Annotated in this window: 16 protein-coding genes; 8 read left to right on the top strand and 8 right to left on the bottom strand. The window is 57.9% G+C overall.

Features of this window, described 5'->3' with window-relative positions:
• Positions 1 to 1242: DEAD/DEAH box helicase (locus tag AACS18_RS10635; RefSeq protein ID WP_258228699.1), on the bottom strand; the 1242-nt coding region annotated here is incomplete at its 3' end.
• 348 nt (positions 1243 to 1590) lie between these two features.
• Between AACS18_RS10635 and AACS18_RS10630 the strand changes: the two genes are divergently transcribed.
• Positions 1591 to 2421 (top strand): substrate-binding periplasmic protein, encoded by an 831-nt coding sequence (locus tag AACS18_RS10630; protein WP_108612290.1) that lies wholly within the window; start codon positions 1591 to 1593, stop codon positions 2419 to 2421.
• 111 nt (positions 2422 to 2532) lie between these two features.
• On the opposite strand, the gene aroC is transcribed toward AACS18_RS10630, so the two are convergent.
• Positions 2533 to 3621 carry a chorismate synthase gene (gene aroC, locus AACS18_RS10625; RefSeq protein WP_108612289.1) on the bottom strand — a complete coding sequence of 363 codons (1089 nt, stop codon included), beginning with the start codon at positions 3619 to 3621 and terminating at the stop codon, positions 2533 to 2535.
• 12 nt (positions 3622 to 3633) lie between these two features.
• On the bottom strand, positions 3634 to 4569 hold the full coding sequence (gene prmB / locus AACS18_RS10620; protein ID WP_005360393.1) for a 50S ribosomal protein L3 N(5)-glutamine methyltransferase: 936 nt from the start codon (positions 4567 to 4569) through the stop codon (positions 3634 to 3636).
• 82 nt (positions 4570 to 4651) lie between these two features.
• On the opposite strand from prmB, the gene smrB reads away from it, so the two are divergent.
• Both smrB and AACS18_RS10610 read left to right on the top strand, forming a co-directional pair.
• Positions 4652 to 5176, top strand: coding sequence for an endonuclease SmrB (gene smrB / locus AACS18_RS10615; protein WP_005333198.1), 525 nt, complete (start codon positions 4652 to 4654; stop codon positions 5174 to 5176).
• 57 nt (positions 5177 to 5233) lie between these two features.
• Complete coding sequence (locus AACS18_RS10610) at positions 5234 to 6529, top strand: sensor domain-containing diguanylate cyclase (protein WP_108612288.1); 1296 nt, start codon at positions 5234 to 5236, stop codon at positions 6527 to 6529.
• Positions 6530 to 6658: 129 nt separating this feature from the next.
• Here the strand turns inward: AACS18_RS10610 and AACS18_RS10605 are convergent, their stop codons facing one another.
• The 3 genes from AACS18_RS10605 to AACS18_RS10595 all read right to left on the bottom strand — a co-directional run bounded on the left by AACS18_RS10605 (position 6659) and on the right by AACS18_RS10595 (position 10857).
• Entirely contained in the window at positions 6659 to 7267 is a 609-nt protein-coding gene (locus AACS18_RS10605; RefSeq protein WP_108612287.1) for a histidine phosphatase family protein, read from the bottom strand.
• Positions 7268 to 7865: 598 nt separating this feature from the next.
• On the bottom strand, positions 7866 to 9329 hold the full coding sequence (locus AACS18_RS10600) for a chitinase (RefSeq protein ID WP_108612286.1): 1464 nt from the start codon (positions 9327 to 9329) through the stop codon (positions 7866 to 7868).
• 307 nt (positions 9330 to 9636) lie between these two features.
• Entirely contained in the window at positions 9637 to 10857 is a 1221-nt protein-coding gene (locus AACS18_RS10595; RefSeq protein WP_108612285.1) for a methyltransferase, read from the bottom strand.
• A 184-nt stretch (positions 10858 to 11041) separates the two neighbouring features.
• Here AACS18_RS10595 and AACS18_RS10590 point away from each other — a divergent pair, with 184 nt between their 5' ends.
• Entirely contained in the window at positions 11042 to 11620 is a 579-nt protein-coding gene (locus AACS18_RS10590) for a PhnA domain-containing protein (protein ID WP_005333203.1), read from the top strand.
• Between the two features lie 209 nt (positions 11621 to 11829).
• On the opposite strand, the gene AACS18_RS10585 is transcribed toward AACS18_RS10590, so the two are convergent.
• Positions 11830 to 13356 carry a fumarate hydratase gene (locus AACS18_RS10585; RefSeq protein WP_005351759.1) on the bottom strand — a complete coding sequence of 509 codons (1527 nt, stop codon included), beginning with the start codon at positions 13354 to 13356 and terminating at the stop codon, positions 11830 to 11832.
• Positions 13357 to 13650: 294 nt separating this feature from the next.
• Between AACS18_RS10585 and pabB the strand changes: the two genes are divergently transcribed.
• From pabB to AACS18_RS10570, 3 genes are all read left to right on the top strand, one after another.
• A complete protein-coding gene (gene pabB / locus AACS18_RS10580) occupies positions 13651 to 14934 on the top strand; it encodes an aminodeoxychorismate synthase component I (protein ID WP_258228702.1) in 1284 nt (427 codons plus the stop codon).
• A 41-nt stretch (positions 14935 to 14975) separates the two neighbouring features.
• A complete protein-coding gene (locus AACS18_RS10575) occupies positions 14976 to 15542 on the top strand; it encodes a CoA pyrophosphatase (RefSeq protein WP_108612283.1) in 567 nt (188 codons plus the stop codon).
• A gap of 216 nt (positions 15543 to 15758) precedes the next feature.
• Positions 15759 to 17057 carry a serine/threonine transporter gene (locus AACS18_RS10570; RefSeq protein ID WP_108612282.1) on the top strand — a complete coding sequence of 433 codons (1299 nt, stop codon included), beginning with the start codon at positions 15759 to 15761 and terminating at the stop codon, positions 17055 to 17057.
• A 539-nt stretch (positions 17058 to 17596) separates the two neighbouring features.
• Here AACS18_RS10570 and sstT read toward each other — a convergent pair.
• Positions 17597 to 18847 (bottom strand): serine/threonine transporter SstT, encoded by a 1251-nt coding sequence (sstT, locus tag AACS18_RS10565; protein ID WP_108612281.1) that lies wholly within the window; start codon positions 18845 to 18847, stop codon positions 17597 to 17599.
• Between the two features lie 354 nt (positions 18848 to 19201).
• On the opposite strand from sstT, the gene AACS18_RS10560 reads away from it, so the two are divergent.
• On the top strand, positions 19202 to 21118 hold the full coding sequence (locus AACS18_RS10560) for a RecQ family ATP-dependent DNA helicase (protein WP_108612280.1): 1917 nt from the start codon (positions 19202 to 19204) through the stop codon (positions 21116 to 21118).
• Positions 21119 to 21710 lie beyond the last annotated feature (592 nt).

Genomic DNA, 21710 nt, shown 5'->3' with positions numbered 1-21710 from the left:
CTGGCCTTGACCTTGCGGACGCGGTGCACGGCGCTGCTCGCTCGGATCACGGGGCTCTTTGCGAAGCGGCGCGCCGATACCACGGCTTATGTGGTCGAGCGTCTCGCGGGAGGCTTCAAAACCGGCCACCTGCTCGCACGGAATGTTCTGCTTGGTCAGACGCTCGATCGCCTTGATAAGCTTGCCTTCATCGGCAGCAACCAGGGAGATGGCGTGACCGGCAGCACCGGCACGGCCGGTACGACCGATACGGTGCACGTAATCTTCCGCCACGTTGGGCAACTCGAAGTTGACCACTTGCGGCAGCTTGTCTATGTCCAGACCACGGGCGGCGATGTCGGTCGCCACCAGCACCTTGACACTACCATCCTTGAAGCCGGCCAGCGCACGGGTACGGGCACCCTGGCTCTTGTTGCCGTGGATGGCGGCGGCGCTGACGCCGTTCTTGTCGAGGGTTTCGGCAACGCGGTTGGCCATGTGCTTGGTACGGGTGAACACCAGTACCTGCTGCCAATTGTTGCTGGTGACCAGATGGCTCAGCAGCGCAATCTTGTTGGCCTTGTCGCACGGATGCACCAGCTGCTCGATACGCTCGGCAGTGCTGTTGCGAGGGGCGACTTCGATCACCGCCGGGTTATCCAGCAGACCGGTGGCCAGTTCGCGGATCTCGTCGGCGAAGGTGGCGGAGAAGAGCAGGTTCTGGCGCTTCTTCGGCATCAGGGCCAGGATGCGGCGGATGTCGCGGATAAAACCCATGTCGAGCATGCGATCCGCTTCGTCCAGTACCAGGATCTCAACTTCGTCGAACTTGACGGCGTTCTGGTTATAGAGATCCATCAGGCGGCCAGGACAGGCCACCAGCACGTCCAGACCACGGCGAGTCGCCATCATCTGCGGGTTGATGCTCACGCCACCGAAGACCACGTGGCTGCGCAGGGGCAAATGCTTGCCGTAGTTGCGCACGCTCTCGCCCACCTGGGCGGCCAGCTCACGGGTCGGGGTCAGTACCAGCGCACGGACGCGGTTTGGAGAGACCTTGCGCTTGCTCTCCATCAGACGTTGCAGCATCGGCAGGGTAAAGCCTGCGGTCTTGCCGGTCCCTGTTTGGGCCGCCGCCATCAGATCGCGGCCAGCCAGAACGGCGGGGATCGCTTGCTGCTGAATGGGAGACGGGGTGTCGTAGCCTTGTTCGGCAACGGCACGCAACAAGGGTTCGGCCAGACCGAGGGAAGTAAAACTCATAGTTACCTGCTAGAGATAGGGGCTCCGGGGATTTGTGGTGGGGCTCCTCTGCTGAGCCGATGCCATCTCACAAGATCTGGGCCTATTGAGAAAACAACGATTTCCCCGGGGAGCAGAGCAAAGGGGAAAGAATAGAGGCGCAGTCTAACGGAGTTGCCCGGGATAAACGAGAAAAATGTGATGATCCTCCCAGCACGAACAGAAAATCCCCCTCCTGCCCCCCGAATAATCCCGTTGATTGATGTAGCACGCACCACACTATTAACTGGCAACACAATATCAGCCCTCGCAGGCATGTCTCGCGGGGCAAAAGCACGGGATAGAAGAACACAATAACGAGGTTTAGCTATGACCACGCCATATCGTCCCCGCGGCAGCTGGCAGGCAAGGATTGGCCTGCTGCTTCTGCTGCTAAGCCCTGCGCTGCAGGCCAGTCAGACCCTGACCGTGGCCTGGAGTCACTGGCCCCCCTTCAGCCAAATCAACAACCGGGGTGAGCTGGATGGGCTGGATGTCAGCCTGACCCGCCAGATCCTTACCCAGGCGGGCTTTGCCCCCAAGTTTCGCGAGCTTCCCTGGGCGCGGGCACTGCATCTGGTAGAACACGATCAGCTGGATGTGGCGATGGCCGCCCTCTCTCTGCCGGAGCGCCAGAGTTATGCCCGCTTCTCGACCCCCTACCGCCAGAGTGCCTATGTGCTGCTGAGCAATGACCCGATTCCCGGCCATCAGGATCGCTGGGCGCAGCTCGATAATCTTTCCGCGTTGTGCAACGAGAAGGGGCTCAAGATAGGCAAGTTGCGCGGCACCCGCCCCATGCATCAGATGGATAGCTGCCCGGCGCTTAAAATGGCGACCGAATACAACGCCGATGAGCGGATGATCGATCTGCTGCTGGCTCGCCGCCTCGATGGCATCATCATGGAGTGGCAATATGCCCGCTACCGGCTGGCCCAGCTGGGGGCCGAAGAGTTTATCAGCTGCCAGCTGTTGCTACACCACCAGCCGGTCAGTCTGATGTTTGCCAAAAACAGCGTGAGTGAAGAACAGATCCTCAAAGTCAACGAGGCCATTCATGCCTTGCCCAAACCCCACAACAAGTTCTCGCCCCCAAGGTGTCGCCTCAATGCCGATCCGGGTGCCGCAGATCTGCTGACCCGCACTCTCCGCAAGCATTGACGGGATAAGCCGCCACCTGAAATAGCAAAGGCGACCCGAAGGTCGCCTTTTTGGTATTGTCGAACTTGTTCCCCGAACAGGGAACGCTCAGTCGATAAGCAGCAACAGGGATCAGCGCAGCTGCGGGGTATGGGTCAACACCCCCTGATTCTGGGCGCGATGGCGCAGCAGGTGATCCATCAATACCAGTGCCAGCATGGCTTCGGCGATGGGCACGGCGCGGATGCCGACGCAAGGATCGTGGCGCCCCTTGGTGATCATCTCGGTAGCCTCACCCTCGGTGGTGATGGTCTTGCCCGGTACCGTGATGCTGGAGGTAGGCTTGAGCGCCATGCTCACCACGATATCCTGCCCGGATGAGATGCCACCCAGAATGCCGCCCGCATGGTTGCTGGCAAAGCCTGCCGGAGTCATCTCGTCGCGATGCTCGGAGCCTTTTTGCTCCACCACCGCGAAGCCGTCGCCGATCTCCACCCCTTTCACCGCATTGATGCCCATCATGGCATGGGCGATATCGGCGTCGAGGCGATCAAACACCGGCTCACCCAGGCCCACCGGCACATTGCGCGCAATGACCTGCACCTTGGCACCGATACTATTGCCCTCTTTTTTCAGGTCGCGCATGTATTGATCGAGCTCTTCCAGCTTGCCCGCATCGGGGAAGAAGAAGGGATTCTGCTCAATCTGCGCCGCATCAAACGCCTCGGCCTTGATGGGGCCGAGCTGGGAGAGAAAACCGGTGATCTCGATGCCATGCACCTTTTTCAGGTACTTCTTGGCAATGGCCCCCGCCGCTACCCGCATCGCGGTCTCGCGTGCCGAGGAGCGACCACCGCCGCGATAGTCCCGCTGACCATACTTCTGGTGGTAGGTGTAGTCAGCGTGACCCGGCCGGAACAGATCCTTGATATCGGAGTAATCCTTGGAGCGCTGATCGGTGTTCTCGATGAGCAGCCCGATGGAGGTGCCGGTGGTCTTGCCCTCGAACACCCCGGAGAGGATCTTCACCTCGTCCGGCTCGCGGCGCGGCGTGGTGTAGCGGGAAGTGCCCGGCTTGCGCCGATCCAGATCCCCCTGCAGATCCGCTTCGCTGATCTCCAGCCCCGGCGGGCAGCCATCAACCACGGCGCCCAGCGCCAGGCCGTGGCTCTCGCCAAAGGTAGTGACCCGAAAGAGTTGACCAAAACTGTTCCCTGCCATGCGCGCTCCTGCTTAGTTCTTGTAGATGGCGAAATGATCCTGATACTGCACCAGCTCGTCACGGGTCATTACAAAGACGCCGTGACCGCCGTTTTCGAATTCAACCCAGGTAAAGGGGATCTCTGGGAACTGGGCTTCCAGATGGATCATGCTGTTGCCCACTTCGACCACCAGCACGCCGTTATCCTTGAGGAAATCTGCCGCATGGGCCAACAGACGCTTGGTCAGTTTGAGACCATCGGAGCCGGACGCCAGCGCCAGCTCGGGCTCGTGACGGAACTCGTCCGGCAGATCCGACATATCTTCGGAGTCCACATAGGGCGGGTTGGAGACGATGAGATCGTACTTGTCGCCCGCCGGCAGATCGCGGAACAGATCGGAGCGGATCGGAATGACCTGCTGCTCCAGCCCGTGATCGTTGATGTTGCGCTCGGCCACGTTCAGTGCATCAATGCTGATGTCGATGGCATCCACTTCCGCTTCAGGGAACTCGTGGGCCATGATGATGGCGATGCAACCTGAGCCGGTGCACAGGTCCATGATCCGGGTCGGTTCATGTTTGAGGAATGGCGCGAAGCGGTTGGCCACCATCTCGGCAATGGGGGAACGGGGAATGAGCACCCGCTCATCCACGTAGAACTCCCAACCGGCATACCAGGCCTTGTTGGTCAGGTAGGCGGCCGGTACCCGCTCCTGTACGCGTCGGATAATCAGCTCGGCGATACGGTGACGCTCGCTGCTGGTGAGACGGGAGTGGCGCATGGCCGGGTCTACATCCGGTGGCAGATGTAACGCGGGCAGTACCAGCTGCACAGCTTCATCCCAGGCGTTGTCGGTTCCATGACCGTAAAAAATCCCGGCGTCGTTGAAACGACTCATGGCCCAACGCAACATGTCCTGGATGGTGTGCATCTCGGCAACCACCTCATCGATAAATATCTTGTCCAAATCCACCTCCAAGTCGAGTAATATCCGGCCCGAGCCCCGTTTACGTTGCGGGCAAGACGCATACCTAATACATGAGCATCTGATGAAAAAAACGCCCTCACCGACAGACGAGGAAACCCTGCTGTTCCGCGATGCGATAAAAGGTACCCGGAAAATCAAGCAAGATACCATAAGGGCCGAGTTACGCCCGGTCAAGCAGAAACGCGAATTGCGCGAAACCCGCGAAAAGCTTGGGGTTGACCACTATTTCAGCGATGAGTATCAGCCCCATCTCGACGATGATGGGCCGACCCGTTACGTGCGGGAAGATGTGTCAAAATTTGAGCTGAAAAAGCTCAAGCGGGGCATTTATCCGCCGGAGATCTACCTGGATCTGCACGGCATGAACCAGCAGCAGGCAAAACAGGAGCTGGCCGCCCTGCTCACCCTCTGCCAGAAAGAGAACATTCACGTCGCCTCGGTGATGCACGGCATCGGCAAACATATTCTCAAACAGCGCATTCCCAGCTGGCTGGCCCAGCACCCCAATGTGCGCGCCTTCCATCAGGCCCCCCGCGAATGGGGCGGCGACAGCGCCATTCTGGTGTTGCTGGATATCGAAGAGTAGTTAGCCAAACGACCACACTATACTGAATATCAATATGTTATTCGCCGTGGAGGTCGCATGTTTACACAGGGTTCCCATGCCGACATAAAGTCATCTCTCGACGCCATCGGCGCCGCCGTGGCGGTGTTCAGCCTCGACAAGGATGATCACTTTGTGCTGGTCTCTGCCAACGATACCTTTGCCAAGGCGTTCGAGCTGGATGTCCTTGGCAGCATTGGCAAACAGCTGAGCGAGATGTTTCCCCGCTACATCACCAATACCATCGAGCCGCCAATGCACGAATGTGTGCGCATGCAGACTGGGCTCGAGAGCGAGCTGCCCATCGACAGCCTTTCGCGTACCAGTTGGTGGCGTTTTATTCTCTCCCCCATCATCCCCGAGCAGGCACGGATCAACCGGATCATCGTGACCGCTATCGACATCACCGCCAGGATGCAGCTGGAAGAGGCGCTCACCACCAGTCGCCGCCGCTTCGAAGCGGTGGTCAACTCCGCCTATGACGGCATCATCAGTGTCAGCAGCGAATCGCGCATCGAGCTTATCAATACCGCTGCCTGCGAGATGTTCGGCATCGACGAGAGCTATCTCGGCAAGCGGTTGGAAACCCTGCTTCCCCAGCGTTTTCGCGCCAATCACGAAACCTATTTCAAAGCCTTCAGCAGCTCCCCCATCAATTCGCGCCCGATGCATGCCCGCGCCTCTGTGATGGGTCTGCGCCGAGACGGCAGCGAATTTCCGCTGGAAGTGACCATCGCCAAGATCAATCTGGGCCCGACCACCGAGATGACCGCCATCTTGCGGGATATCTCGGAGCGAGCCCGACTGGTGGAGGAGTTGAAGGTCGCCGCCACCACGGATCCCCTGACCGGCATTGCCAACCGGCGCCGCTTCAACGAGCTGGTCAACGCCGAGATGCAGCGCTGCCAGCGTTTCGGCCATACCATGAGCCTGCTGCTGATCGATATCGACCACTTCAAGGAAGTCAACGACACCTTTGGCCATCAGCAGGGAGATCTGGCGATCCTGAGTCTGGTGAAACGGATCAGCAAACAGCTGCGGGAGGTGGACATGCTGGGTCGCTGGGGTGGCGAAGAGTTTATCGTGCTGCTACCGGAAACCTCCCTCGAGCTCGCCTGGGCCAGCGCCGAACGGATCAGGCTCGCCATCGAATCCCAGCACCATGCACTGGACGGGGCTCTTGAGATCTCCCTCACCATCAGTATCGGGATCAGCGCCAGCAAGGGTAGCCATGACACTGTAGAGAAGATGGTCAGACGAGCCGACACCGCCCTCTATCTGGCCAAAAAGCAGGGGCGCAACTGCTGCCGCAAAGAGGAGCAGGAGCCGACTTAAGGACGCACGCCCCTGCCCTCTGGTGACACTGCTAACCTGTGCCTGCAGAGATAACCAACCGCAACGTACACAAAAAGCAGCGCTACTCTCTTCGGTAGCGCTTTTTTCGTCCTGTTTTTGGTGCACTCTTCAATCACCACCATCAAGGGAACGGCTAAAGCGCAGTGGACCGCCATCAGCCAGAGAGAGCCTCACCGACAGCATGCCGCCGTTGGGCAATTGCCAGTCGAAGAAGTCATCAAAACCGGCAATCGTTACGGCGCGGATCACCTTGGCGACCACACCGTGCACCACCAGCAGTATCCGCTCCCCTTGCATGGTCGAAGCAAGTTCCGTGAGTCCCTGTGAGACCCGAGCAATCACCTCATCAATGGTTTCACCACCGGGTGGAGATTCAGCCCAGCGCCGGGTGATATTGCGCGCCCACAGTTCGGGATAGCGTGTTCTTGCCTCTACCTGCGTTAGCCCTTCAAACAGGCCGACATCCCGCTCACGAAAGGCAGGCACAAGTTCCACAGGCAATCCCAACTGACGAGACAAGATGGCAGTGCTCTCCCTTGTTCGCAGCAAGGGGGACGCCAGCAGCCGATCGAACGGCGGCTCTGTCACTGCTACCTTCTCAGCCAGCCGGGATATCTGGCGCACGCCATCGTCGTTGAGCCCGATATCCAGCGCGCCCTGATAACGCCCTTCCGCATTGGCCTGCGTCTCTGCATGGCGGATCACCACCAGTTCCATGGTGCACTCCTCTTTCCTGCTATGTGCTTAGTGATTAAACCGCATGCGACTTCCCATTCGGATAACGAGACGACAATCCCCATTCATCTGCGCACCTTAACTATTATTTTAAATCGAGCAAGATTACCTCGCTCGCAGTAAAAAACATCCGCCGAACTACATACTCTCATCCGTAAACGAATGGATACACATGACTTTTACATCCAATATGTTCATTTTTCTCTCTGTGAAATAAATGTCACCAAGGTGATACCATGAATTGATAGATGGGAAGAATAAACACCCTCATCATAAATACGAGAAGGATAGCGTCATGGGTGTGCTCTGCGAACCCATCGTTTAGCAAAACATCACTCAACGCTTTTTAATATTGCTTAGCAGCAAGGTTAAAACATTAAATCCACCCATCAATAAATTTGATGTGGGCTGTTTACATCACTTTAAGCGGGAAATAAAGGTTGGCCAAAAAATACAGCTACCCCTCCAGAGAGATGGATCTCTTTTTAATCTCTGCCACATATTATCCCCCAGCGCAAAAAAATATATTAAAAGGGGGCTAAGCCCCCTCTCCTTATCAATCTATGGATGGACTGTCTCTTTATTGGGTCGTCACCAACGCCCAGGGGTCACCTTTGGCGGGATCATCCCCCTGTGTCCACCATTTGGCCTGATAGACGGCTCCCTTGTAGCTCACCTTGTTGCCCGCGGTGTAGACCTTGGTCGCTTCCCAGGCCGGGTTGCCACCGATGGGGGGTTCGCTCGGATCGACCGGCGGTGGAGTCAGTTTGTCCACGATACGCACTTTCGGCCAGTTGGCGTGGGAGCCGTAGAGGTTGGTCACGCACTTCTCGTAATCACCCGGCACCAATGCAGAATAAGCGGTCTGGAAGCCTACCAGCTCGCACTCGAAGGAGTAACCGCCCGGGCGATCTGGATAGTATTTCCAGTTGCCATCCCAGTTGGTGTAGAGCACGTCGGTAGCGCCGTTAAGATTGAGGCTGCCATAGGGAGTCTGCTGCCAGCAGGTGTTCTTCTCATCCGCCTTGATCGGGATCTGGTAGTGGTTGGCCAGCCCTTCCCAGTAGCGGATACGATTGACCGGCTGCCCCTTGTCCTTGTTCTGCTCGCCACACTCGATGCCGCCGTTGATGACGTTGATGGTGGTACCGAAGCCATAGCCGATACCGGCGTCAGCTTCCCGCTTGGAGGGAACCCAGGTGCGATCAATCACGTGCAGCATGGCCGGTTTCGGGGCCTGCGGGGTGAGGAAGAACCAGATGGCAGAAGCGAGGTTGAGCCAGGAGTCCGCCACCAGCCCCGGGTTGTTGAGCAGCACGGAGGCATCGCCATCGAACATCGCCTCGGAGAAGGCACCGTAGTTGAAGTGGTAAGAAAGCTGCTTGGCGCCGCGGCCGAAGTACCCCTGACCCGTGCTGCAAGGCCACTTCTTGTTCTGCCAGTCGTTCTGGCCACAGCCGGTGGTATAGCCGGTCTGTCCCTCTGACCAGCCCATCTCCCGCACATGCACCAGCGCCTGTTGCCACTCCTCCAGCCCCAGCGGGTTATCGGAGACATTCTCCTTGGCAATATGGCCACCGGTCTCCTGAGAGAAGTGCGCAAAGGCCGTCACAATGGATTTTTTACAGATCGCATCAGAATCACGCCCGTCAGTATATTCACCACAGAACGCAGGGAATTTACCGATGGCTCGCAAGAAGCGGACATAAGTATATTCCGGCGCTGCCATCTGGGTTAAATATTCCCATTCAGATTGGGGAAATACCCGTTCAACCCGTTTTACGTTGTCAGGATTGCTTGCCAGACCCGGTTCAATGGCATCAACGATTTTATTTGACCGGGTCGCCAATGCCTTGGCCCATATTGCATACATGGGATTGGCCGTCTTGGTTTTTTCCATGGCTGCCAGATCCGGGGCCGCAATCACATATCCTCCCGCATTTTGCGGATCGGGTTGAATATTCATGGCTGCACTCATTGCGGCATAGCTTGGCAATGCGCAGGCGGCAGCGATCAGCCAGGCACAACGCTTGGGTTTGAACATGTTTATCGTCCTTGTTTGAATTATTGCGTTCCAAGAGTAGGTGTTTCAACAACTAAATTCACGATGAGAATTAAGAAATAAGTAGAATTTGTGAGCCATTTCACCTTGTGATATTCAGTACAACTGAAACAAAGAAAAAGAACCCAAACGAAAACACAATAGCGTGATCTGTCGCCCATTTTTAGAACAGTTGAGACGGCCAGGTGACCTGCCATACGGTCATTGTTCGTGATGAAAAAAATGGCTGACAAGCTCAAGCTGTCAGCCATCATCAATGTTCAAGAAAAATGCTCAAAATAGCCGGATGTCAGACACGCACGGCACGGATCAGGATATTGCGCGGGGTCATGGGTTTGGCACAGAACTCCCCCACTTCGACCCGATAGCCCTGCTCTTGCAAAAAGAGCGCGCGATCCAGCGCCAGCCAGATCTCGAGGGGACGGCGAAACAAATGACGCACCAGCTCCATGCGGGCGACATCACCAAAGCGGCGCTCCCCGTGTTCCAACCAGGCGGGATAGTCGAGCCCTGTTGGCAGCACAATCCCTTTGCGCTCTGCAGCCCAAACGCAGAATGCCTCAAACGTGCCGGTCAGCAGGCTCTTTTGCATATTGGGCACCGGCAGATACTCATCCATACCGCGCACCTGACGCTGCAGGCAGTCAAACCCGAGCCGCCACACCACTTCCTGCTCGCGCAGGCGGGCGATCCGCGCACCGCCAGTGACCGTCTCCTGTAGCGGCAACTTGAGATCCGCCTTGCTCAACACCAGCTCGCTGGCGCTGGCCGCAGCTGACAGCGGGCGATAGTGGCTGCTGCGGATCAGGTGGTAACAACAGGGAGAGATGGTCACGCCGCTGGCACCGCGCTCGGCCACCCGTTCCAGCAGATGGGTGTGCAGATCACCGCAGGCATGGAGTGCCATGGCGTGATGTTCGGGGGCGATCAGCGCCGCCGACTCGGGGGCAAAAGCATCGGCGCAGGTAAAGGTCATATTGGCGCCATCCCGCTCGGTTAGCAGCCGACCTTCGTCACAAAGCTGCTCTTGCAACTCCAGACTGAGGATAGGAGCCTGTCGATGAAGTGACACCAGCCGCCCAAGGTGGCCCTTGCCAGCACACCACTCCAGATAGGGGCCCTGATGGGCAGGCAGACAGGCGGTGAACGACTCGATCTGGGCCTGCTTGCGCCCCGGCATATGCAGCGCCATCTCCTTGCTGCAGCTGATGGGATCCGGGGTAAACGGGACAAGCTGGCTGAGTTGCTGCAGCTCGGCTCCCTCGGCAATCCAGGGGGCAAGCAGACTGCTGAGGGCATCCATATCCGCATCGAGCTCTGCCAACTGGCCGAGCGTCAGCTCATTGAGCAACGCAGCCAGTTCGGGCGCCTCATCGGCAAAGGCCATGGTCAAATGATGATATGGCTGATATTGCCACCAGCGTCGGTAGCGGGTGAGCAGTCGATCCAGTTGTTGAAAACGTTGAGCCAGCACGAATGCCCCTGCCTTGCAGTCAAAAAGGAGGCTCATTCTAGCGATCCCGCTTCAAATTGCACTCTCAATACCTGACGATCAGCGCCGCGCAACAGCACCGCCAACCCTGTGAGCCAGGGCAGACCTGACAAAGTGCGGGGTTTTATGCTATATTCCGCCCCCTCTTTCACGCGCCCCGCCCAACGCGGGTCGCTTTACCACTAGCTATGGAACCAACAACATGACCATCAACGCCATTCTGCAAGCGCGCGCGGGCGCCAAGTGTGAACTGTGCAGCGCCGAGCAGGCGCTGACCGCCTTCGTGGTGCCTCACTCCCCCGCCAGCGACGATGATCACAGCGTTGCTATCTGTGACACCTGCCGTGGTCAGCTGGAACAACCGGATACCCTGGTGGTCAACCACTGGCGTTGCCTGAGTGACAGCATGTGGAGCCAGGTGCCTGCGGTGCAGGTGATGGCATGGCGCCAGCTCAAAGCACTCTCCGGCAAGGGTGAAGTGTGGGCTCAGGATCTGCTGGACATGATGTACATGGAAGACGAAGCCAAGGCCTGGGCTGAAGCTGGTATTGCTGACGAAGATGACGACAGCGTACCGACCGTTGACTCCAACGGCGCCGTGCTGCAAGAGGGCGACTCCGTCACCCTGATCAAGGATCTGGACGTGAAAGGCGCCGGTTTCACCGCCAAGCGCGGCACCCTGGTCAAGGGCATCCGTCTGACCAACAACCCGCTCCATATCGAAGGCAAGGTCAACGGCGTGCAGATCGTACTGGTTGCTGCCTACCTGAAAAAGGCCTAAAGCCAAGGGCGATTGCTCTGCTCTCTGCTGCCAGAGCACAAGCACAAGCACAACGAAAAAGGATGGCGTCACGCCATCCTTTTTTATGCCCGCTTGCCGCAAACGGCCAACCTGAGCCCATAACAAGCCAGCCAAAGCAAAAAGGCGCATCCGGATGGACGCGCCTTCTTTACAGGCCGATGCCGTTAACCGGCAGCGGAAAGGGTCACTCAGGAGGAGAGTTTGCCATCCAGCTCTGCAATCTTGGCCGACCAGTAGGCCGGGCCGGTTTCGTGGATGTTGTTGCCTTCGGAATCGACCGCAACAGTCACCGGCATATCTTCCACTTCAAACTCGTAGATCGCTTCCATGCCGAGATCGGCAAAGGCCACCACGCGGGCCTTCTTGATGGCCTTGGCCACCAGATAGGCGGCGCCACCAACGGCCATCAGATAAACAGCCTTGTGCTGCTTGATGCTCTCGACGGTTTTCGGGCCGCGCTCGGATTTGCCGATCATGCCGATAAGGCCAGTCTCACCCAGCATCATGTCGGTGAACTTGTCCATCCGGGTAGAGGTGGTGGGACCTGCCGGGCCGACCACTTCGTCGCGCACCGCATCGACCGGGCCAACGTAATAGATGAAGCGGTTGGTGAAATCAACCCCTTCCGGCAGCCCTTCGCCATTTTTCAGCATGTCGGCGATACGCTTGTGGGCGGCGTCGCGACCGGTGAGGATCTTGCCGGAGAGCAGCACGGTATCACCGCTCTTCCAGCTGGCCAGCTCGGCCTTGGTGATGCCATCGACGTTGACACGGCGCACATTGCCACCCGCTTCACGGGTGATCTCCGGCCAGTCGCTCAGTTTCGGCGGGGTCAGCTCGGCGGGGCCTGAACCATCCAGCTCGAAGTGAACGTGACGGGTCGCGGCGCAGTTGGGGATCATCACCACCGGCTTGGAAGCGGCGTGAGTCGGCGCAGATTTGACCTTCACATCCAGTACGGTAGTGAGGCCGCCCAGACCCTGGGCACCGATCCCCAGCTTGTTGACCTTGTCGTAGAGCTCGACCCGCAGCTTCTCTTCGGTGGTTTGCGGGCCACGGGCGATCAGCTCCTGAATGTCGATGTGCTCCATCAGGGCCTCTTTGGCCAGCACCGCCGCTTTCTCGGCGGTACCGCCGATGCCGATGCCCAGCATGCCGGGTGGGCACCAGCCAGCACCCATGGTCGGCACGGTTTTCAGTACCCACTCGACGATATCGTCAGAGGGGTTGAGCATCACCATCTTGGATTTGTTCTCGGAGCCGCCGCCTTTGGCCGCGATGCTCACTTCCACCTTGTTGCCGGGGATCATGTCGATATGTACCACGGCAGGGGCGTTGTCTTTGGTGTTTTTGCGACTGCCGGCCGGATCGGCCAGCACGGAGGCGCGCAGCGGGTTGTCAGGATTGGTGTAGGCACGACGGGTCCCTTCGTCCACCATCTCCTGCACCGTCATGTCGCTGTCCCACTGCACCTGCATGCCGATCTTGACGAAACAGGTCACGATACCGGTGTCCTGGCAGAGCGGGCGATGACCTTCGGCGGACATGCGGGAGTTGATCAGGATCTGGGCCAGCGCATCTTTGGCGGCCGGGTTGGCCTCACGGTCATACGCCGCTTTGGCAGCCTGAACAAAATCCAACGGGTGGTAATAGGAGATGTACTGGAGGGCATCTGCGATAGAATCGATGAAATCCTGTTTTTTTATAATGCTCATATCATCCTCACTGGTCCTTGTCGCTGCCACGGAGCAGGGCAAGGGCTTCCATATGATGGGCCGTGCTGACGTGCTGGCTAAAAACTATCAACCAGCAAAAAACGAACGACACGGCAGTTTTTTCTTAAGTCACCGACACCTATGATACGCTTGCCCACCAGCACCGACTAGGGTTCGGGAACCAAACTGTTGCCTGTGTAACATAAAATGACGCCAACACTTCATATCCATCATCTAGACCATAGTGCTGAACTCCATCAGCTTTTTGCCCGCCTGCAACATCAGCCGTGGGCCATGTTGCTGGAATCGGCGGGGCCACTCGGCGCCGATAACGGCTTTGATATCATCACTGCCGATCCGCTGGCGACCCTCGAAACCCGCGGCGAGGTGACCACTCTGTGTGTCGGGGCGAATATCAGCGAACACAGCGAAGATCCCCTCGCCCTGCTGGCCCATACCCAGCAACAGCTGCTGGGGGAGCTAGAACTGTGTGCCACTCACCTGCCCTTTATTGGCGGCGCCCTCGGTCTCTTTGGCTATGATCTCGGCCGTCGCTTCGAGCGACTGCCAGTGCAGGCCGCCGCCGATATCGCGGTGCCAGACATGGCGGTAGGCATCTACGACTGGGCGCTGCTGCGCAATGTGGCGACCGGCGACTGGCAACTGGTGCACTGGGGGGATGAAGCGGGCCTTGCCAACCGGCTGGCCTGGCTTAAACAGCAGCAGGCCAAACCGGCCCCGGCTTTTGCCTTGCAGGGGTCGTGGCAGAGCAATATGAGCCGCGCCGAGTATGGCGAGAAGTTTGCCCGCATTCAGGAATACCTTGCCGCGGGGGATTGCTACCAGATCAACCTGACCCAGCGTTTCAGCGCCCCCTATCAAGGTGATGAGTGGCAGGCCTATTGCCTGCTGGCGGCTGCCAACAAGGCCCCCTTCTCTGCCTTTATCCGCCTGCCGGAGAGTGCGCTGCTGAGTCTCTCCCCCGAGCGGTTCCTGCTGCTCGATGGCCGTCATATCGAAACCAAACCCATCAAGGGCACTCGCCCTCGCCACCCCGATCCGGCCATCGATCGGCAAGTCGCGCAGGAGCTGGCGCAGGCGGACAAGGACAGATCAGAGAATCTGATGATCGTTGATCTGCTGCGCAACGATATCGGTCGGGTCAGCCGGCCGGGCTCGGTCAGCGTCCCTCACCTCTTTGCGGTAGAGTCCTTTCCGGCGGTACATCATCTGGTCTCCACCATCCACGGCGAGCTGGATGCACCCTGGCAAGGAGTCGATCTGCTGCGGGCCTGTTTCCCGGGTGGCTCCATCACCGGCGCCCCCAAGATCCGCGCCATGGAGATCATCGAAGAGCTGGAGCCCCAGCGCCGCAATGCCTATTGCGGCAGCATCGGCTATCTCAGCCAGCATGGCCGGATGGATACCAGCATCTGCATTCGCACTTTGATCGCCGAAGCGGGTCGTCTGCACTGCTGGGCCGGTGGTGGCATCATCGCCGACTCCGACGCCGACAGCGAATATCAGGAGACCTATGACAAGGTCGCCCGCATCCTGCCGCCGCTGTCGGCGCTGTAACCCTCCCACTGTCTGGCCAACGCACAGGAGAGCTCCCCGCCATGGATCGCCACGAACTGCTGACCCGCTTCCAGTTGCAGCGACCCGCCCCGGCCCATCGACTCGCCATCGGCGGGCTCAGTCCGGCGGCGGTGTTGATCCCGGTGGTGATGCGCGATGAGGGGCTCAGCGTGTTACTGACCCGGCGCAGCCCACGGCTGCGCCATCATGGGGGACAGATCAGCTTCCCCGGCGGGCGACAGGATCCCGGCGACGAAAACCTGATTGTCACGGCGCTGCGGGAGACCGAAGAGGAGCTCGGCATTCCGGCCCGACTGATTGAAGTGATCGGCACCCTCAACCCGCTCAATACAGTGTCACGATTCGAGGTGCTGCCGGTGCTGGGGCTGCTCGATGGCAACTATCCCCTCATTCTGAGTCCGGATGAGGTGGATCACGCCTTTGAAGTGCCGCTGACCCATCTGCTGGATCGGCGCAACCACATCCCCCTGACCCTTTCCAGAGGGGGGAAAGCGCATACCATCTACTGGATCCCCTGGCAACAGCACTTTATCTGGGGGGCCACCGCCAGCATGATTAACCAGCTAGCCCAGCATCTCGCAAAATAACAATTTACCTACATTTGGCTGGGCGAGATTTAATCATTAACACTAAAATAACGTGCCAATTGATAAACAATAATTGATTTTTTCTTGTTTTGATCACATTTCCATAAGAAAGTGCGGTTTTTCGTGCCGTAAAGATGAATTTGATCAACATTTTTGATTAGAAAAACCGTATCCTTGCGCCGACTTAATAAGAACCACACATTCGGGGTGAGATAGATGTCAAACACAGTCACTGGCACGCAGGGAGTTGCGGCGTCAACAGAGCAAGGGATCAGCTCTACTCAAACCACTCGTTGGGAAAAACGCGACTCTACCTGGGTCATCAGTCTGTTCGGGACCGCGGTTGGCGCAGGGATCCTGTTCCTGCCTATCAACGCGGGTATGGGCGGTTTCTGGCCGCTGGTCGTCATGGCGCTGCTGGTAGGTCCCATGACCTATCTGGCACACCGTGGTCTGGCCCGCTTCGTGCTCTCCTCCAAAAAGCCAAATGCAGACATCACCGAAGTGGTAGAAGAGCACTTTGGCGTGGGTGCCGGTAAATTAATCACCCTGCTCTACTTCTTCGCCATCTACCCCATCGTGCTGATCTACGGCGTGGGTATCACCAACACCGTCGAAAGCTTCATGGTCAACCAGCTGCAGATGAGTGCCCCGCCGCGCTGGATCCTCTCCATCGTGCTGATCATGGGCATGATGTCGGTAATGCTGGCCGGTGAAAAGCTGATGCTGAAAGTGACCGAGCTGCTGGTTTATCCGTTGATCGCCATTCTGGCCGGTATCTCTTTGTACCTGATCCCGGACTGGACCGGTGCCGCGCTGGAGCAAGTGCCCTCTGCCAAGGATTTCGCCACTACCCTGTGGCTGACCATCCCGGTACTGGTCTTCTCCTTCAACCACAGCCCGGCCATCTCCAGCTTCTCTCTGGCCCAGCGCCGCGACCACGGTGATAAGGCTGTCGAGAAAGCCGATGCCATCCTCAAGCGTACCGCCATGGTGCTGCTGGGCTTCGTGATGTTCTTCGTCTTCTCTTGCGTCATGAGCCTGACACCGGCCCAGCTGGCAGAAGCCAAGGCTCAGAACATCGCCGTGCTCTCCTATCTGGCCAACCAGCATGCCAGCCCCATCATCTCCTACTTCGGTCCGTTGGTTGCTTTCGTGGCCATCGTCTCCTCCTTCTTCGGCCACTATCTGGGTGCCCGTGAAGGTCTGAAGGGGATGATCGTGCAGAACATGCGCAAGTCAGGCAAAGAGCCGAACGCCAAGAAAGTCGAGATGTTTATCATCGCCTTCTTCATCCTGACCCTGTGGGGCACTGCCATTGCCAACCCCTCCATCCTGGGCATGATTGAATCCTTGGGCGGCCCGATCATCGCCACCATCCTGTTCATCATGCCGATGTACGCTATCAAGCGCGTACCGGCCATGGCGAAGTATCAGGGTCATATCAGCAACGTATTTGTCGCTGTGATGGGGATGATCGCCATCTCCGCCATCCTCTATCAGCTGATCGGTTAATCCCCTACCTGCCGCTGATAGCAAAAAGCCAGCCGAATAGTCGGCTGGCTTTTTTATCTCTGCAATCTGTGCCTCCGCGATTCCCCTGCTCTCTCCTTATTACTCTCCTCACCTTGTTGGATATCTGTATGCTCACCAGCGCTATGGCAGAGCACATCGGGTATCAACATGACCCCCTCCCCTGTCCGCAGCTCAATATCGCCAACACGTTTACTCCCCCTCACCAAACCATGATGGCGTATCTGATAGGACGAGCTAATCTGCCGCAGCCAGCCATCTTCGTTCTTCTGTGATGCAGTAGCTGGGGTATGCCATAGCAATCGGCTGTTGGCAGAGCAGGCAAAAATGTGTAACGCACAACAGAAGGAGGAAGCACGACTCAAAGGGATAAAGATAAGGCAGCGCCCTGGACAAGGGAGACAGAATGTCCGGCACATCAGCCAAAGAGCCTGCTTAAAGAGGAAAAGAGAGCAAATCCGGCAATAAAAAGCGCCCTCCGAAGAGGGCGCAAGTGTGTTGCGAAACTGAGCGTTAGGAGATCAGGCTTCGCGGCTCGGTACCGGAGCCACATCCAGCAGGGTTTCATCTTCGGCCATGCACGCTGCGGCGGTGAACAGCACGTCGGTGGAGCTGTTCAGCGCTGTCTCGGCAGAATCCTGCAGCACGCCGATGATAAAGCCGACAGCCACCACCTGCATGGCGATGTCGTTGCTGATACCAAACAGGCTACAGGCCAGCGGGATCAGCAGCAGGGAGCCACCGGCTACACCGGACGCGCCACAGGCACTGATGGTAGCGACCACGGAGAGCAGCACAGCCGTTGCCAGATCCACCTCCATACCCAGGGTATGCACCGCCGCCATGGCGAGCACAGTGATGGTGATGGCAGCACCAGCCATGTTGATGGTGGCACCCAGCGGGATGGAGACCGCATAGGTATCCTCCGGCAGACGCAGTTTTTCACACAGCGCCATGTTAACCGGGATATTGGCCGCAGAGCTGCGGGTAAAGAAGGCGGTCACGCCGCTCTCTTTGAGGCAGGTCAGCACCAGCGGATAGGGGTTGCGCTTGATCTTCCAGAAGACGATCAACGGGTTGACCACGAAGGCGATAAACAGCATGCAGCCGATCAGCACCACCAGCAGTTGGGCATAACCAAACAGGGCGTCGAAGCCGGTCTCTGCCAGAGTGGAGGCAACCAGACCCAGGATCCCGAGCGGAGCACAGCGGATCACCGCTTTCACGATGGCGGAGACACCGTGAGACAGGTCAGTGATGAGCGCCTTGGTGCTCTCGTTGGCATGGCGCATAGCGATACCCAGACCGATGGCCCACGCCAGGATCCCGATATAGTTGGCATCCATCAGCGCCTTGACCGGGTTGGTCACCACGTTGAACAGCAGGGTCTGCAGCACCTCGGTGATCCCGCCTGGCGGGGTGATCTCGGCAGTATTGGCCACCAGATGGAGGTTGGAGGGGAACAGGAAGCTGGCTATCACCGCGACCACGGCCGCAGAGAAGGTACCAAACAGATAGAGCAGCAGGATCGGTCGCATATTGGTCTTCTGACCCTGCTTGTGACCAATGATGGCCGCCATCACCAGTACGAATACCAACAGCGGGGCTACCGCTTTCAGTGCGCCAACGAACAGACTGCCGAGCAAACCAGCCGTTTTCGCCCACTCGGGCGCAAACAGTGCCAGCAAGATACCGAATACCAGACCAACCAGGATCTGGCTGACCAAGCTGGTGCTATTGACCAGCCGAAGGAGGGGGTGTTGTTGTGTCATCAAAAAAGTCCCTAAGCACCGTAGTGCATGAATCATGAGTCCTGTCTGCAACCACCCATCGGGAGACCCCTGTCGCCCGAATGTGGTGTCTGTGGCCAGCCTTCTGTCGGGCCGATCCCCAATCACCGGATTGCATGACGGAATATCCCATTCGCCATCTTTTTTTTCCAGAGACTCACCAAAAAATATCCCGTTTCCATCACAAAAAACCGCAACAAAACCTTAACCGCAGCGCAACCACCCATTTTTGTACGTTTTATCGACACTCTCTGCCATTACCCTCACGACCATTCCTGTGTCACCCGTGACCGGCATCGCTGTGCTATCATCCCCCATTTGCCGCGGAGCCTTGCCATGATCCCATCCCTGCTCAACCAATATTTTGGTTTCTCCGCACTCAGGCCAGGTCAGGAGGCGGTGATCAGCCGGGTGCTGGCAGGTCAGAGTGCCGCCGCCATCTTTCCCACCGGCTCCGGCAAGTCCCTCTGTTATCAACTGCCGGCCCTCGCCCTGCCTCACCTGACCCTGGTTATCTCGCCGCTACTGGCGCTGATGCACGATCAACTCGCCTTCCTCAAAAGCAAGGGAATAAGCGCCGCCACCCTCGACTCAAGCCAGAGCCCGGAGGAGAGCCGACGAGTTATGCAGCAGGCGCTGGATGGCCAGCTCAAGATCCTGATGATTTCGGTAGAGCGACTCAAGAACGAGCGTTTTCGCCGTTTTATCCAGCAAGTGCCCCTATCACTGCTGGTGGTTGACGAAGCTCACTGTATTTCTGAGTGGGGCCACAACTTTCGCCCCGACTACCTCAAGCTGCCGAGCTATCGCCATGATCTGAAGATCCCGCAGGTGTTGCTGCTGACGGCCACCGCCACACCGGCGGTTATTCAGGATATGCAGACCAAATTCGGCATAGCGCCGGAGGGGGTCGTGGTCACCGGTTTCTACCGCCCCAATCTTGATCTGGCGGTCATTCCCCTGGCGCCCGACGCGCGGGATGGCTGGCTCGCGCAGGAGTTGGCCAACGATCCGGCGGCCCCCACCATCGTCTACGTCACCTTGCAACACACCGCCGAAGCCTGCGCCGAGCAACTCGTTAGAGAAGGGATCAACGCCCGCGCCTATCATGCCGGACTCGACTCGGCGCTGCGCAGCCAGATCCAGCACGACTTCATGGCGGGCAAGGTGGCTTGCATCGTCGCTACCATCGCCTTTGGTATGGGTATCGACAAAGCGGATATCCGGCGAGTCATTCACTACGATCTGCCCAAATCCATCGAGAACTACAGCCAGGAGATTGGCCGCGCCGGACGAGATAGCCAACCATCGCGCTGTATCGTGCTGGCCAACCAGAGCCAGCTGCCGGTGCTGGAGAACTTCGTCTACGGCGATACGCCGGATTTGAGTGCCATCCTCCAGCTTCTTGCCATCATCAAGCAGAGCGGGAGCGAATGGGAATTCACCCTACTGCGCCTCTCCAACGACACCAATATCCGCCAGTTGCCCCTTAAAACCCTGCTGGTCTATCTGGAGATGGCAGGCATCATCACCCCGGCCTACAGCTACTACGCCGACTACCGCTTCAAGTTTGTGCTGGATAAAGGCGAGATAGTGAGTCGCTTCAATCCGGATCGTCGCCAGTTTCTGGAGCAACTGTTCGCCTGCGCCCCGCAAGCGCGCAGCTGGTGCACCATGGACTTTGACGCCCTCTGGCAGGGCTATCAGGGAGAGCGGCAGCGGGCGGTTGCGGCGCTCGACTACCTGCAACAGCAAGGCTGGATCGAGCTTGAAAGCAAACAGATGACCGAGGTCTACCGGATCACCCGTCAGGAATGGGACAACGAGCAGGAAGCAAATGCCCTGCATGCCCTGTTCCTGCAAAAAGAGCAGAGCGAGCTGGCCAGACTGCAAGCCATGCTCGACTTTTTCACCTCAAGTGAGTGCCTGTGCCACCGCCTCGCCCGCTATTTTGCCGATGAGGTGGCGCCGGTTCATTGTGGCCACTGTTCGGTTTGTCGCGGCGAGGTGGCACATCTTCCTCCCCTACCCTCACTGACCATGCCAAACGAGGCGGGGATCCGCGCCTGGTGCGATCCGCTGATTGCCAAGACAGGTTCGGTGGATGCTCGTGTTCTGGCCCGTTTCCTGTGCGGCATCACCACACCGCTGACCAGCCGGGTCAAAGCCAAATCGCTAGCGGGTGCAGGCCAGTTGGCCGCGCACCCGTTTGCCCGCGTCCTAGCGGCAGTGCAACAAGCCTACCCTTGCTAGATGAGTGCTGGTGGCTTCAATAGCCACCAGCAGAAACAAGCGTTTAAAGACGCAGAAAAAGAAGACCCTCGCGGTTGCGAGGGTCAAGCCAACGGAAACGTGCTTAAACAGAGCTTGGTGAGGCAACAGTCAACTCTCTTGCTAAAGCGTCTTGCTGCTCACACATCGCCAATCTAGGGCACTCAATATGTAGCGTCAATGTAAAAATTAGAGCCAAAACTCCAAACAAAGTGATTTACGTTGACGTTCACGTAATGACATTCTCATCCATAACCCCGCCAACCCGCAGCCCCATTGCCTTTCGTCAAACCCCTTAATCTTTTCGCAATAAGTTCCCTCTTTCCCATAAACATTTATTTTTTATGTCTTTGACATTTACCTCACTATCGTGGCAAAAATAATTTAACAGTCAGTAACATAGCGGTGTTGTTGACTGACCCTCCCCGCACAAGGATCGGGCAGGTTTCTTCAGAATTTAACCTATCAACCGTGATGGATTACTGGAGTCTGTTGACTAGGCTTTAAAAGCGCACAACACAAAAGCAGTCATCCACTTTTTTCAGGGTAAGCGACTATAACGAGGGCAAAGTTA

This window comes from Aeromonas sp. HMWF015 (genome assembly GCF_963878965.1).
Lineage (GTDB): Bacteria > Pseudomonadota > Gammaproteobacteria > Enterobacterales > Aeromonadaceae > Aeromonas > Aeromonas veronii.
This window is presented reverse-complemented; position numbering and strand designations above follow the sequence as displayed.